The 13,077-nt window shown below is 63.7% G+C and carries 15 protein-coding genes; 9 read left to right on the forward strand and 6 right to left on the reverse strand.

The window, feature by feature from the left end; all coding sequences use genetic code 11:
- Positions 1–12 precede the first annotated feature (12 nt).
- A complete protein-coding gene (locus EBN1_RS22195) occupies positions 13–612 on the reverse strand; it encodes a UbiX family flavin prenyltransferase (RefSeq protein WP_041647982.1) in 600 nt (199 codons plus the stop codon).
- A gap of 438 nt (positions 613–1,050) precedes the next feature.
- Positions 1,051–1,839, reverse strand: a complete 789-nt coding sequence (locus EBN1_RS22200) for an IclR family transcriptional regulator (protein ID WP_011255023.1) — start codon at positions 1,837–1,839, stop codon at positions 1,051–1,053.
- A 245-nt stretch (positions 1,840–2,084) separates the two neighbouring features.
- Between EBN1_RS22200 and idi the strand changes: the two genes are divergently transcribed.
- The gene (gene idi, locus EBN1_RS22205; RefSeq protein ID WP_011255022.1) at positions 2,085–2,654 is read left to right on the forward strand and encodes an isopentenyl-diphosphate Delta-isomerase; all 570 of its coding nucleotides are present in this window, start codon (positions 2,085–2,087) and stop codon (positions 2,652–2,654) included.
- A 189-nt stretch (positions 2,655–2,843) separates the two neighbouring features.
- Here the strand turns inward: idi and EBN1_RS22210 are convergent, their stop codons facing one another.
- Positions 2,844–4,202: an IS1182-like element ISAzo1 family transposase gene (locus EBN1_RS22210; RefSeq protein ID WP_011236184.1), complete on the reverse strand. Its 1,359-nt coding sequence runs from the start codon at positions 4,200–4,202 to the stop codon at positions 2,844–2,846.
- A 117-nt stretch (positions 4,203–4,319) separates the two neighbouring features.
- Positions 4,320–4,763, reverse strand: coding sequence for a transposase (locus tag EBN1_RS22215; RefSeq protein ID WP_011255021.1), 444 nt, complete (start codon positions 4,761–4,763; stop codon positions 4,320–4,322).
- 663 nt (positions 4,764–5,426) lie between these two features.
- Here EBN1_RS22215 and istA point away from each other — a divergent pair.
- The 5 genes from istA (at position 5,427) to EBN1_RS22240 (ending at position 9,535) form a co-directional block, all read left to right on the forward strand.
- Positions 5,427–6,515, forward strand: coding sequence for an IS21-like element ISAzo17 family transposase (gene istA / locus EBN1_RS22220; protein ID WP_011236249.1), 1,089 nt, complete (start codon positions 5,427–5,429; stop codon positions 6,513–6,515).
- On the forward strand, positions 6,512–7,291 hold the full coding sequence (gene istB, locus EBN1_RS22225; protein WP_011236051.1) for an IS21-like element ISAzo17 family helper ATPase IstB: 780 nt from the start codon (positions 6,512–6,514) through the stop codon (positions 7,289–7,291). Before istA ends, istB begins: the two co-directional genes overlap by 4 nt.
- Before the next feature lie 139 nt (positions 7,292–7,430).
- Positions 7,431–7,751, forward strand: a complete 321-nt coding sequence (locus EBN1_RS22230) for an HIT family protein (RefSeq protein WP_041647985.1) — start codon at positions 7,431–7,433, stop codon at positions 7,749–7,751.
- Positions 7,748–8,803, forward strand: coding sequence for an HNH endonuclease (locus EBN1_RS22235; protein WP_049780415.1), 1,056 nt, complete (start codon positions 7,748–7,750; stop codon positions 8,801–8,803). Before EBN1_RS22230 ends, EBN1_RS22235 begins: the two co-directional genes overlap by 4 nt.
- A gap of 99 nt (positions 8,804–8,902) precedes the next feature.
- Positions 8,903–9,535, forward strand: coding sequence for an SOS response-associated peptidase (locus EBN1_RS22240; protein WP_011255019.1), 633 nt, complete (start codon positions 8,903–8,905; stop codon positions 9,533–9,535).
- Between the two features lie 49 nt (positions 9,536–9,584).
- Here the strand turns inward: EBN1_RS22240 and EBN1_RS22245 are convergent, their stop codons facing one another.
- Entirely contained in the window at positions 9,585–9,968 is a 384-nt protein-coding gene (locus tag EBN1_RS22245; protein ID WP_011255018.1) for an H-NS histone family protein, read from the reverse strand.
- A 139-nt stretch (positions 9,969–10,107) separates the two neighbouring features.
- Between EBN1_RS22245 and EBN1_RS22250 the strand changes: the two genes are divergently transcribed.
- Both EBN1_RS22250 and EBN1_RS22255 read left to right on the forward strand, forming a co-directional pair.
- Entirely contained in the window at positions 10,108–11,142 is a 1,035-nt protein-coding gene (locus tag EBN1_RS22250; protein ID WP_011255017.1) for an IS630-like element ISAzo32 family transposase, read from the forward strand.
- Positions 11,143–11,363: 221 nt separating this feature from the next.
- Positions 11,364–11,636, forward strand: a complete 273-nt coding sequence (locus EBN1_RS22255; protein ID WP_011255016.1) for a helix-turn-helix domain-containing protein — start codon at positions 11,364–11,366, stop codon at positions 11,634–11,636.
- 85 nt (positions 11,637–11,721) lie between these two features.
- On the opposite strand, the gene EBN1_RS22260 is transcribed toward EBN1_RS22255, so the two are convergent.
- On the reverse strand, positions 11,722–11,967 hold the full coding sequence (locus tag EBN1_RS22260) for a hypothetical protein (RefSeq protein WP_041647987.1): 246 nt from the start codon (positions 11,965–11,967) through the stop codon (positions 11,722–11,724).
- 301 nt (positions 11,968–12,268) lie between these two features.
- Here EBN1_RS22260 and EBN1_RS22265 point away from each other — a divergent pair, with 301 nt between their 5' ends.
- A complete protein-coding gene (locus EBN1_RS22265) occupies positions 12,269–13,003 on the forward strand; it encodes a DNA/RNA non-specific endonuclease (RefSeq protein WP_157866555.1) in 735 nt (244 codons plus the stop codon).
- Positions 13,004–13,077 lie beyond the last annotated feature (74 nt).

A 13,077-nucleotide genomic window follows, 5' to 3' on the forward strand; every position in this document is an offset into this window, starting at 1 on the left:
GGGTGTGTGCGATTACTTCTGCGGCTGGAGATTGGCAACCTTGCGGTTGCGCATCTCCCCCTCCCAGCGCCGCGCGAACTCGGCCGGCAGGCCGAATTGATCGAGAATCCGGGCAACGACGTGATCCACGATGTCGTCGACCGTCTGCGGGTGGTTATAGAACGCGGGCATCGGCGGCATGATCGTCACGCCCATCTTCGAGAGCTTGAGCATGTTCTCGAGATGGATGTCCGAGAGCGGCATCTCGCGCGTCACGAGCACCAGGCGACGCCGCTCCTTGAGGATCACGTCGGCCGCCCGATGCACCAGATGGTCGCCCGTGCCGTGCGCGATCGCCGCAAGGCTCCTCATCGAGCACGGCGCGATCACCATCCCTTCGGTCATGAACGAGCCCGACGAGATCGACGCCCCCATGTTGCCCTCGACGTGATCGACCGCGGCGAGCGCGCGCACCTGCTTGGCCGTGTAGGGCGTCTCGTGCTCGATCGTCTGGATCGCCCACTTGCTCAGCACCAGGTGCGTCTCCACGTCGGTGCCCTGCAGCGCCTCGAGCAGCCGAACCCCGAACACCACCCCCGTCGCCCCCGTGATCCCCACTATCAGTCTCTTCATATGCCCCTCGCTCAAGGAATCAGTGCAACTCCAGATGACTGACGATAGTCCATAATACGGACCTTTTTAACAACCTGGCTCTGCACTTAATTCGTGATAACTGCGGCCTTGGAGAAACTTTAGAGAGGAATACCGCAGCAGACAATCCATATTTCTGACATTTTATTCCATATTTTGGACTGCCGTTATCGGGCGCCTTGCAGGGGAAATGAGAGGCGGAGTTGAATTGCGCAGGTTCTGCGAAGGAACCTGCCACAGTCGGCCGGCCGGATTACGAGGCCGGCCCGTTGGGCGATACACCTGCCTGCACAAACAGGGAACGCAAGCGCATTCAACGTCGGCAAGACTATCGACGGACGAGAAAATGATGTGCGAATGGATTCCCGGGTGTCGCCAGGACATCCGGGAATCCGGTTGCTTACGTGTGTAGAGCGTGCCTCAAGGGCGGGCCGTGTCGCTTACGGCGGCCTCGAGATTGATGATTTCGGCCCGAATCAGCGCAACTAGCTCCTTCTGGCGCTCGTCGGTCATCCGGCTGGAGATCGCGCCGACGCTGATCGCAAGGAAAGGCTCTCCCGAGCGGGAGCGGATCGGCAACCCGACCGAAGTGGCGCCGGGCGTTATACGGGCGTCGTTAAGCGCGTAACCCAGCTCCCTGCACCGCTTCAGCAAGCGCATCAGCGCGGGGACCGTGAGGTTGTTGTACGCCCCCAATCTGAGAGCGTTGGCGGAAACGACGTCGTCAATGGCCTGATCCGGCAAGGACATCAGCAGCGCCAGGCCGCCCGCCCCCACACCCAGAGGGCGTCGAGTGCCGACATCGAGAGTGAGCGTGCGGATCGGAAAGGAACCTTCGGCGCGATCTATGCATACCGTATCAAACCCGCTTCGTATCGTGAGGAATACCGTGTCGCCGGTCTTTTCGGCGAGCCTTGCGAGGACCGGCCGACAAACATCGCGCAGATTGAAACTCGATGAGGCAGCAAGTCCAAGCTCGAAAACCAGATGCCCGAGAAAATAGCGGCGCGTCTGCGCATCCTGCTTGACCAGGCCTTCGGCGATCAGGCATTTCAATATCCGGTGGGCAGTTGGCCGCTCAAGCCTCGAATGCGACGAGATGTCGACCAGACGCAATCCCGTGCCATTGCGGGAAGCGAGGATCCGCAAGACGTGCGCGGCGCGCTGGATGCTTTGGGTCCCCGTGCCAGGGCTATTGCTGTCGCTCATCGGGAAGCTCCCTTTCATAATTCCACACTTTGGAATTTTATCGGCCGCTTCCGCCTTGTCAACGCTCACTTCGAGACGTAGATTTATTGATATGCAGCGTTCTATTGCCAATATCACTGCCAAAAATCAGTTCATATTCCGGACTGTTGCATTAGGCACGGAGTCTGATGGTGGCGCCTCGAATTCCGGTGATGCCGGATTCCCGGCAGGCACTGCATTTCTCTATCCTGTCTGCGGGAGGCCCAATGGAAGACCAAGTGATTCTGGTGGACGAGCATGACAATAAGGTCGGCTTCGCAGGCAAGATGGCGGCCCACCAACGCGGTGCGCTGCACCGCGCCATCTCGATATTCGTGTTCGATTCCCATAGCCGGCTGATGCTGCAACGGCGCGCGGCAGGCAAATATCATTCGGGCGGGCTGTGGAGCAATACCTGCTGCAGCCATCCCCGCCCGAACGAGGAGAGCGCCGATGCCGCGCGTCGTCGCTTGCGGGAGGAAATGGGCGTCGATTGCGAACTGAAGAAGGCGTTCAGCTTTGTATACCGGACAAAGTTCGGCAGCGGTCTCATCGAACACGAATTTGATCACGTGTTCTTCGGCAACCATGACGGTCGTCCGGTATTGAATCCGGACGAGGCCGACGACTGGAAGTGGGTGGACTTGACGGAATTGACGGTCGACGTCCGCAAGCGCCCCGAAACGTACAGTTTCTGGCTGGCGGCCTGCCTCGATCGTGTCATCAGCTGTCGGTCCTTGAACGGAGCCGGGGCGGCAGCACAGAAAATTGGATCAACAATCACTTTGATGGCATGAGTGCTGCCAAGGATAAAGCTTAAGTCCAACAGTGTCGCCGGGGCGGGGACGTCACTAGCAGCGTGTCGGACTTGAGCACCGCCGGCGCTGTATCCGGGGGCTTGATTTCACAATGTGAGAAACGGTCGGCATTTCAGGTTCCAATCAGCGGTTTCCTGTCCGAAATCGCAATGCCCCTGTCCTTTTTTCTCACTGCGGACGCAATACGGCCATGCGCTTCAAGTTCCACGCCAAGCACACCAGGGTCCACTCGGCGCGCACGTTGTCGAGCCCGCGCAGCAGGAACTGGCGAAATCCCATCACCGACTTGATGATGCCGAACACCGGTTCCACGGTCTGTTTCCGGAGCGCGTAGGCGGCGCGGCCGGCCCGGGTCTTGAGGGCGTGCTTCATCTGTTCGACGGGGCTGGCGGGCTGCTCGAGCGGGGCGGGCTCTTCGAAGCGGCGGCGCCAATCCGGATGGTGCTCGTCGCGCCCGACCGCGATCAGCGGTTCGATCCCGGCGGCCTGGCAGCGCTCGACGTTGCGCTCGCTGAAGAAACCGGTGTCGGCCAGCAGTTGGTCGGGCTGATTGAGCCCTTCGGGCAGGGCCGCGATGCGGGCCAGCATCGGCTCGACCTGCTCCTTGTCGTTGCCCGCCTGGGTGAGGTGGGGCACCATCACCAGCATCGACTCCGTATCGACCAGCGCCTGCGCGTTGTAGCACTGCTCGAAGCCGCCGCCGGTCACTTTCATGATGCGCGAGTCTTCGTCGGTCAGATTGAGCTGGTCGTCCGCGCGCGGACCGGGGGCAGGCGGGGTCGGCGGCTTGCCGCCGGGCTTCTTGCCGGTGGCCGCCGCCTTGGCCTGACGCTTGGCCAGCTTGGCATCAAACTCGGCCTGTTCGCGCTCGAAGCGCTCCTTGGCGCGCGCTTCGATCTTGGCCTTGGCGGCCGCGATGGCGGCCAGCCGGTCTTCTCGGCGCTGGATCTCCGCGGGCAGATCCACGCCCTCGGGCACGCAGCTCCGATCGGCCGCTTCGGCCAGCGCGAGCATCTCCTGCACTTCGGCCTTGAGCTGGGCCTCGATCTTCTCGGCGTGCCCATACGAGAGCGCGCTGTGTCGGCTGGCGTTGGCGTGGATCTTGGTACCGTCCAGGCTCACGGTGCCAAAGCGCGAGAGCTGGTTCTCGCGGGCGACTTGCAGCACCTGCACGAAGGCATCGGCGAACTGATCGCCGAAACGGCGGCGGAACGTCGCCAGCGTGTCGTGGTCCGGATGCTGGTCGCACGCGATGAAGCGGAAGGCCAGCGAGTCGTACGTGGCCCGCTCGATCTTGCGGCTCGAATGGGTTCCCGTCGCGTAGCCGTAGATCAGCAGCGACAGCAGCAGCGCCGGGTGGTAGGCATCGCTACCGCGGCCCGCGTAGGCGCGCTCCAATGCCGACAGGTCCAGCCCTTCCACCACATCGACCACGTAGCGCGCCAAGTGCGATTCGGGCAGCCAGTCCTGCACCGACGGTGGTAGCAGGTAGTCCGTTTGGCGATCGATCGGGCGGAAGCGGCTCATGCTCTCGGGTTCCAGGGGCGACGCGTCATTTTACAGGGGATAGTCCGACACGCTGCTAGACGTCCGAATCGGGCGCGGCATCGGCCCGAGAGGCACCGTACGTCGCTGAGAACCTGTTCAAAGTCTTTTGAGCAAACGGGCCAGGAATGCGAGGTGGATGAACTGCAAGCTGGTGTTGAGCAGCCGCTCGCAGTTCTTCCATAGTCGCCTGTTTTTTTCCAGCCAGGCAAAGCTGCGCTCGACGATCCAGCGCTTGGGCATCACCTCGAACGCGTGGGGTTCGCGGCGCTTGGCGATCTGCACCGTCACGCCCTGACCCAGGATCTCGCGCACGCCCTGCGCGAAGGGCTGGCCCCTATAGCCGCTGTCGCACAGCACGCTTTGCACCCGCTCGGGCAGCATGCGCCCCTGGCAGCCACTCCTGAGCAGATACAACACCGCGCAGAACACTTCGTTGAGGTCCACGCGCCTCGGACAGGTCTTCCTGCGCGCACTCTGCAGCAGCGGACGGATGATCTCGAACTGTTCGCGACTGATGTCGCTCGGATAGCTCTTCCTCATCCCTCAAAGTTCTCATAACTCCAGAGACTTTGAACAGGTTCTTAGGGCTCAAGCGCCCTGCCCTCGGGTACGAACCACTTGCACGCCCCCGGTTCGCAGCGCGACGCGAGCGCCCTGACGGCGTCCTTGTTCCGGTAAGCGACTGTCAGACAGGTGTCAGGCAACCGTTTCTCCTCCGCTTCATCATTTCTCGTGAGGGCTAAGGACGTTGGCCCGGCCATGCCTGCCGCCTGATTGCGATCAGCGCATCGTGGAGGAAAGACAGAACTGTCATCGCCTCCTCCGCAGAGCGATCCGTGTCCACGCCCGCCCGTGCGGATGCCTTGCGGTTTGCCCTGTAAAGGAATTTATGGCCACCGCCCGCCCGATCGTCTCGACCGGGGCGCCTGCCGCGTTCGTCATTCTGGCCATCGGAGCATTTCAGCCAGCGTGACCGTATGCGATTGAACTGCCTGGCGTCAGGGTGACCCGGGGCGTCGTCGGGGGTATGCTATCAGAAGGAAGATGTTTGCCTGCCCATTCTGCACCCTGCCGCCCGAACGCATCGAGTTCTCCAACATGCACGGGGTGGTGATCCGTGTCACTGCCGGATGTAAGTTGATACGGGCTGCCGATTGAAAGTTGATACACCGAGTTGAGAAGATCGGGCCATTTGGAGCCCGGGTGATCACAGACGAGGTGTATGTGGAAATCGAACTGTTGAGGCGTCACGGGTTGAGCCTTCGGCGGATCGCCGCCGAGGTGGGGTGTGCGGTGAACACGGTGCGTGCGCACCTGGCGTCGCCGGGGCTGCCGCGCTACGCGCGCAAGGTCCAGCGGGTGACGAAGCTGGCGCCCTTCGAGGCGTACTTGCGCGAACGCCAGGCGGCGGCGCATCCGCACTGGATTCCGGCCTCGGTCCTGATGCGTGAGATCGTGGCGCAGGGCTATCAGGGTGGCGCCAGCCAGCTGCGCGCGTTCATGCACATGCTCAAGCCGGCGCAGCCATCGGAGCCGGTGGTGCGCTTCGAGACGGCGCCGGGCCACCAGATGCAGGTCGACTGGGTGGAGTTTCGCAAGGGCGCGCAGCCGCTGTACGCGTTCTGCGCCACGCTCGGCTACAGCCGCATGAGCTACGTCGAGTTTGTCACCGACATGAAGGTGACGACGCTGATCGGCTGCCACGAGCGCAGCTTCGCGGCGTTCGGGGGCGTGGTGCGCCAGGTGCTGTACGACAACATGAAGACCGTGGTGCTCGAGCGCGATGTCGACGGCGAAGGCGCGCACCGCTACCACGCCGGCTTTCTGGACTACGCCCGTCACGCCGGGTTCGTGATCAAGCTGTGCCGCCCCTATCGGGCACGGACCAAGGGCAAGGTGGAGCGCTTCAACGGCTATCTGCGGCGCTCGTTCTACGTGCCGCTGGTGGCGCAGTTCAAGCAGGCCGGTCTGGTGCTCGACGCCGCCACGGCCACGGTGCAGGTGCGCCGCTGGCTCGACGAAGTCGCCAACGTGCGCGTGCATGGCACCACCGGCGAGCAACCGGTAGCGCGGCTGGCGGCCGAACGGGCTGCGCTGCAGGCGCTGGCACCGCCGTGGCGGGGCGACATCGAGGGCGCCCGGCCGCAGGCTGAGGCGGCACACGACGAGGGCCCCGTGCGCCCGCCCGCCGTGCGTGCGCACCTCGAAACGGCGCAACCCGCCCAGCATCCGCTGGCCGTCTACGACGCGTTGCTGCAGACGCTGCAACAGGCGCAGGAGATCGGCGCATGAACCTGCAATACGAACGGATCCAGGCGCTGTGCCAGACGCTGAGCCTGCCGCTCACCGCCCAAGGCTATGCCGCAGCGGCCCAGCAGGCGGCCACCGATCAACTGGCCTACAGCGACTTCCTCGAACAGTTGCTGCGGGCCGAGGCGGCCGGTCGTCAGAGCCGCAAGCAAAGCATGCTCACGCGCCTGGCGGGCTTCCCCGCGATCAAGACGCTGGAGGATTTCGACTATGGCTTTGCCAGCGGGCTCAAGCGCAGCCAGATCGAGGAGTTGGCCAGCCTCGCCTTCGTCGAGCGTGCCGAGAACGTTGTGCTGGTGGGCCCCAGCGGGGTGGGCAAGACCCATCTGGCCATCGCGCTGGGCTACCGCGCCACGCAGGCCGGCATCAAGACGCGCTTCACCACCGCCGCCGACCTGCTGCTGACGCTGGTCCTGGCGCATGAGCGCAACCAGCTCAAGAACGTGATGCAGCGGGCGATCAACGCCTACCGGCTGTTGATCGTCGACGAGATCGGCTACCTGCCGATGACGCGCGAGCAGGCCAACCTGTTCTTCCAGGTGATCGCGGCGCGCTACGAGCGGGGCAGCCTGATCGTGACCAGCAATCTGTCGTTCGGGCAGTGGGACAGCACCTTCGCCCAGGATGCGACGCTCACGGCGGCGCTACTGGATCGGCTGCTGCATCACGCGCACATCGTGCCGATCAGCGGCGAGAGCTACCGGCTGAAACACCAGCGCAAGGCCGGGATGGTGCAAGCGCTGGCGGTCGCCGGCTGAGGGCCGCGCGACGGAGCGCCCCTGCGGTCGGGCCTTCGGCCCTCCCTTCGGGGCGCTCCGTCGCACATGTCAATGGGATAGAGGTGTATCAGTTTTAAATCGGCAACCGCCGGGAAAGCGTGTCAGTTTTAAATCGGCATTGACAATCCGCGATGGCTATCCCGTTTCCCCCGGCCACACCCTCGTAATCCCGCGCCGGCACATCGCCTCCTACTTCGATATCGAAGGCGAGGAGCGGGACGCCCTGCTTGCCTTGCTCGACGAGGCGAAGCGCCGCCTGGACAAGGCGCTGCATCCCGACGGCTACAACATCGGAATCAACGACGGGGCGGCGGCGGGTCAGACCATCCCGCATCTGCACATCCATCTCATCCCGCGCTATCACGCGGACCGGAACGATCCGCGCGGGGGCGTGCGCTGGGTCATCCCCGACAAGGCCGACTATTGGACGCCCCGATGAGCGTGCCTGGCGCCGAGGCGCAGATCCGGTTCCTGCAGCAGATCCAGCGCCTCTTTGGCGAAGGGGAGTTTTCCGCCACCTACAAATTCGCGCTGCTCCTGTCCTTGGCCGAGCTCGCGGTCGAACGGGGCGACGACAGCGGCGCGGCGCTCGAACTGCCGCTCGCAGCCGTGGCCGAGAAGTTCGCCGAGCTCTACTGGCGGCAGCTGGCCGTCTACAGCTCGGGGCAGGCAGGCGCGCAGGCCGCGGTGCTGCACCAGAACCATGGCGCCCAAGCCGCCATCGTCCAGCACCTCGCGCCGATCCACCGTGAGGTCCAGGGCCAGTACGGTGCCGCCCGACAACACCCCGAGTGGGAGGGGGTGCTACGCGCGGTGGCAAACACCGTGCGCGCCATGCCGCTGCGCCACCTGCAGATGCTCGGCGGCACGCTCGAGCCGTTTCTCTACCATTACCCGTGTCCTCGAGGGGTCGTCCGCCTCAAGCCCGGTGTCGCCTTCAACCTACGGCGCTACCACGTACTCATCCAGCAACTGGCCAGGGCGGGCTGGGTCGAGCACGTGCGAGGCAATCGGCTCAACGCGCCCATGTTGGGCTGGCGGGACGATCTCGAAACGTTCATGTTCGGTGCCCCCCGCGCGCCGCTTGCCGAGGTGGCCCGCGTGCTCGGGCCGCTGCAGTCGCATCGCTGTTTCTACTGCCGCGAGCGGATCACGAGCCAGGCCGAAGTCGATCACTTCATTCCATGGTCGCGCTACCCACGGGACACGGCCCACAATTTCGTGCTGGCTCACCATGGCTGCAACAACGACAAGCGCCAGATGCTCGCAGCAGGCCGCCATCTGGAAGCCTGGATGGAGCGCTTCGGGCGCTACGGCAACGAGATCGGGCAGGCCTTGTCCGACAAAGGGTTCGTGGTCGATCCGCAGTGCTCGATCCGGGTCGCGCGCTGGGCTTACGAGGAAGCCTTTCGCATGGGCGCTTCAGCCTGGAAGGAAAAAGGCATGACCGAGCTGCTCAGGCCGTCGAGCCTCGCGGTGTTCGCGGACTGATTGGGCGAGACGCTCGCCCGGCCCCTCCGCGGCCCTGCCATGCGGGCCGGCGGATCGCAGCGGCGCGTCCCGATCCGCCATGATTGGAGGATTCCGAAGATGTGTTCCAACTATCGACCTGCTCGGAGTGCCGAGCTTGCGCACTTTGGCGTCGCACCGCCTGAACTCCCGCTGGCGGACAAGGACGCCTATCCGGGCAGTGCCGCACCGATGATCTATCAGCCGCCCGAAGGCGGCGGCTGGTCGTGCGTGGCCGCCACCTTCGGACTGCTGCCCGTCTGGGCCAAGGACCGGGCCCTGGCCAAGCGCACCTACAACGCGCGGACCGAGACGGTGGCCGAGAAACCCTCGTTCCGAAGCGCTTGGCACAAGCGCCAGGTGTGCATTGTTCCGGCCGCAGCGATCTACGAGCCGTGCTACGAGACCGGCAAGGCCGTCTGGTGGCGCATTGCCCGGGCCGATGGCGCCCCCATGGCGATTGCGGGGTTGTGGGAGCGCAAATCGTGGGAGGCAGGCGTGCCGAGTTGGTCCTTCACCCTGCTCACGGTGAATGCCGAGACGCATCCGCTCATGCGCCGCTTTCACAAACCGGATGACGAGAAACGCACGGTGGTGGTGCTCGATGGCGACGCCCCCGAGGCGTGGCTCGCGGCCGAAAGTAACACCGATCTGCGGGCGCTGCTTAGGCCGTGCGCGGAGACGCTTCTGTTTGCCGGCCCGGGCAGGCTATAGCGTAGGGAGAAGCGAGTCAGAGGGCCACCGATCCGGTCTCGCAGCAAATTCAGGCGACAGCAGGCTGCTGACGCGCGAGCTTTTGCGCCGCCACTGCCAGCGCATCGAGCGAGCCCCCGTTCGCAAGCCACGCTTCGACCCAGTGGGGTTTTCGCCCACGTCCGGACCAAGCCAGTTCCCGGTTATTCGGGTGGCGGAACTTCACCGGCAGGGGCGCCTTGGCGGGCGCAGCCGTCTTCGATCTAGCTTTCCGGGGTGTTGCGAACACGGGGCTTGCCATCACCTCGTCGAGCGACAGGCCGTGCTCGCGGGCGAGCTTCTGCAGTTTGCGAAGGACGACGGCCTTGCTTGCGGACTGGCGCTTTCCGATTTCCTTGTCGATCCGCCCGCTCAACTGCTTGAGCTGGGGGAGCGTGAGCTGATCGAGATTCATGACGTATTTGCAATGACTTCGTGATGAGGGCATGAGCGGCGCATCACGCCATGGCAGGCGGCATCCAGACACGTGCGAGTGGTACGAAAGTGATACTAACATTCTCGTAAGTATTGTCACACCATGAGACAATACGCGGATGAAATGCAAACGGAACTCGGACGGTCGTGCGATCGACCACCACTCGCTTCAGGTGATGCGCCAGCAGGCGATCAAGGCGGTTCGGGAAGGCCAGACGGTGCAAAGCGTAGCGGCCGCCTTCGGCGTGAATGTGCGCAGCGTCTTTCGGTGGCTGGCCGACTTCGCCCAGGGCGGGCAAAACGCGTTGCTCGCCAAGCCGATTCCCGGGCGCCCGTCGAAAGTGAGCACGGAGGAGATGCGCTGGCTCGCGCAGGCGGTGCGGGACCACACGCCGCTGCAGTACAAGTTCGAGTTCGGGCTGTGGACGCTGTCGCTGATCCGCGCGCTGATTCATCGGCAGTTCGGCAAGGCGCTGTCGATCGCCACCGTCAGCCGGCTCATGAAAGGACTCGGCTTCAGCGCGCAGAAGCCGCTCTACCAGGCATGGCAACAGGACGCCGCGCTGGTGCGGCAATGGGAGGCGGAGACCTATCCGGCGATCCGCTCCGAAGCGCGTGCGGCGGGCGCGACGATCTACTTCGCCGACGAGTCGGGCATCCGTTCCGACTACCACACCGGCACGACGTGGGCGCCGCGTGGGCAGACGCCGGTGGTCGAAGTGACCGGCCGGCGCTTCTCGCTGAACATGATCTCGGCGGTGAGCCCGCAGGGCGAATTTCGCTTCATGCTGCACGAAGGCTCGGTCACCGCCACGGTGTTTCGCGAGTTCCTCAAGCGGTTGATGATCGGCGCCGACAAACCGGTCTTCGTCATCGTCGACGGGCACCCCATTCACAAGGCCAAGTTGGTTCGGGCCTACGTCGACAGCCTCGAAGGCCAACTCAGGCTCTTCTACCTGCCGCCGTACTCGCCGCAACTGAACCCCGACGAACAGGTCTGGGCGCACGTGAAGCGTCAGGTCTCGAAGCGCCTGGTGCAGGACAAGGACGAAATGAAGCGCCTGGCCTTGGGCGCGCTGCGCCGGATTCAACGACTGCCCAGCCTCGTCAAATCGTTCTTCCTTCAGCCCGAGTGCCAATACGCACTTATCTGACATTACTTTTTAAAAAGTTAGTAATTCGTCCCGACCTAGATTCGGCGCTTGCCGGACTGTCGTCGCGCGTGCCATCACAGGAATGCCCCCACGACGCCTCCCATGGCCATGGTCAGATCGTTTGCACGAAGAGAGTCACGGGAGATCGTCGATGTCGCAACGACGCATGAAATGCCGATAGAATATCCGGCGATTCGACATCCACCAGCGAGGAACGTCCCATGCCGCCTGCGAAGACCAGCAATTTTTGGTTCCACACGAACGCTGACGTTGTCGCTCGACGCAAGATGCTCGGCCTGAACCAGAGTGAATTCTGGATGCGGCTCGGCATCACGCAGTCAGGGGCATCTCGCTATGAATCCGGACGCACTATCCCGAATCCGGTGAAGATCCTGCTTCAGGTGGCCTACGGTTCCGACGCGCAGACGACCGTGGCAGTCGCAGAACTTCGGGAGATGCCTAAACGGCCGGAAAAGCAACCTGAAAGGCGGTAGCAGAAGCGGGCTGTCAAGAAAGCTCCCCGCACGAACGATCAGCCGAGGGGCTTCGGCTACCTGCCGTAAGTCGCCTCAATGTAGCTCAGTTCCCGACGGCATCCCCCGCGCACTTCTTGACGAAGCTGGCACGTGCAGCGCCCGCGAGTTTCTTCTCGGTCGCCATGACTTCGCAGGCCGCTTGTGCGTCCCGCGAACACTTCTTCATGAAGCTCGCTTTGGCGGCGCCTGACAGCTTCTTCTCGGCAGATCGAGCGCTGCAAGAGCCTTCTTCCGCATGGGTTGCGACACTGACGAGTGCCATCAGAAGAGCCAGAATCAACGCGCGCATTTATATCTCCGCAGGGGGCTCGATCACGCCGATCGCGCAGCCAAGGTACCCCATCATCATGACGTCTTCAAGTTGAATTCTCCTGCGATACACTCAGATCGCGATGCCGCAGAACACTTAGCCCCTTTGTAGGCGGCACCTCTCGTCGACGCTGCGGTCGTCCAGCCGATGCGCGCCCCGCCGACGACCCGGGTCCTGCCACGAACGACCTCGCCGCGCCAAAGCGACCACGGAGCTTGACGCTAACAGCGGCCAGTGGGGTATGGTGGCGCCCCCGCCCAAGACTGACTCACGAAAACGTATGCGAACGCGTTCCGTCGTTGCCCTAGCCGCCCTGCTGCTGACAACCACTAATTATGCCGCTGGCAACGGCTTTCGCAGTTGCCCGGACGCTTTCCCGGGCCCCCCTCCGGTCATCAAGCGGTCCGCGGATTGGAAGCTGCGCGAACTGTGCTACGACGCGTTCGCACTTCTGCATTCAGGCAAGACCCGCACGCCGCTGTTCGTGGTTGAGAAGCTCACCCGCGCAAGCTTGGCTGACGCGGACGACGAGGAACGGACCAATCGGTTCTTCGCCGACGCCCGCCTGCCCAGATTAGAGCGCGCGCACCTCGAGGATTACTACCGGTCGGGCTTTGACCATGGTCACATGGCACCGGCGGCGGACATGCCAACCGCTCAAGCGATGGCGCAGAGTTTTTCGTTGGCGAACGTGGTTCCCCAGGCGCCGAACAACAACAGGCGGGTTTGGGCCAAAGTCGAGCGGGATACCCGCGCCTACGTGAAGCGCAGCGGATCGACCGTTCACGTATTCACAGGCCCGGCATGGCAAGGGCACCGAGCCACCATTGGCTCCAGTCCCGTCGCGGTACCGACCCATGTGTACAAGCTCGTGTATGACGCTACCAAGAACCGCGCGTGGGCGCACTGGCTGCCCAACACTGATGAAGCTCGCCTGGGCAGGCCCATTTCGTACGAGGCGTTGACGCAGCACCTCGGGTTTGAACTGTTGCCGGGAAAGCGCCCATCCCCCTAAACCCGCTGCCGGTCGTGCCGTGGGAAGCTGCGAACAGGAATGGCGGCTGTCTAGCAGCCTGTCGGGCTTTCACA

The organism is Aromatoleum aromaticum EbN1 (genome assembly GCF_000025965.1).
In the GTDB taxonomy this organism is placed as follows: domain Bacteria; phylum Pseudomonadota; class Gammaproteobacteria; order Burkholderiales; family Rhodocyclaceae; genus Aromatoleum; species Aromatoleum aromaticum.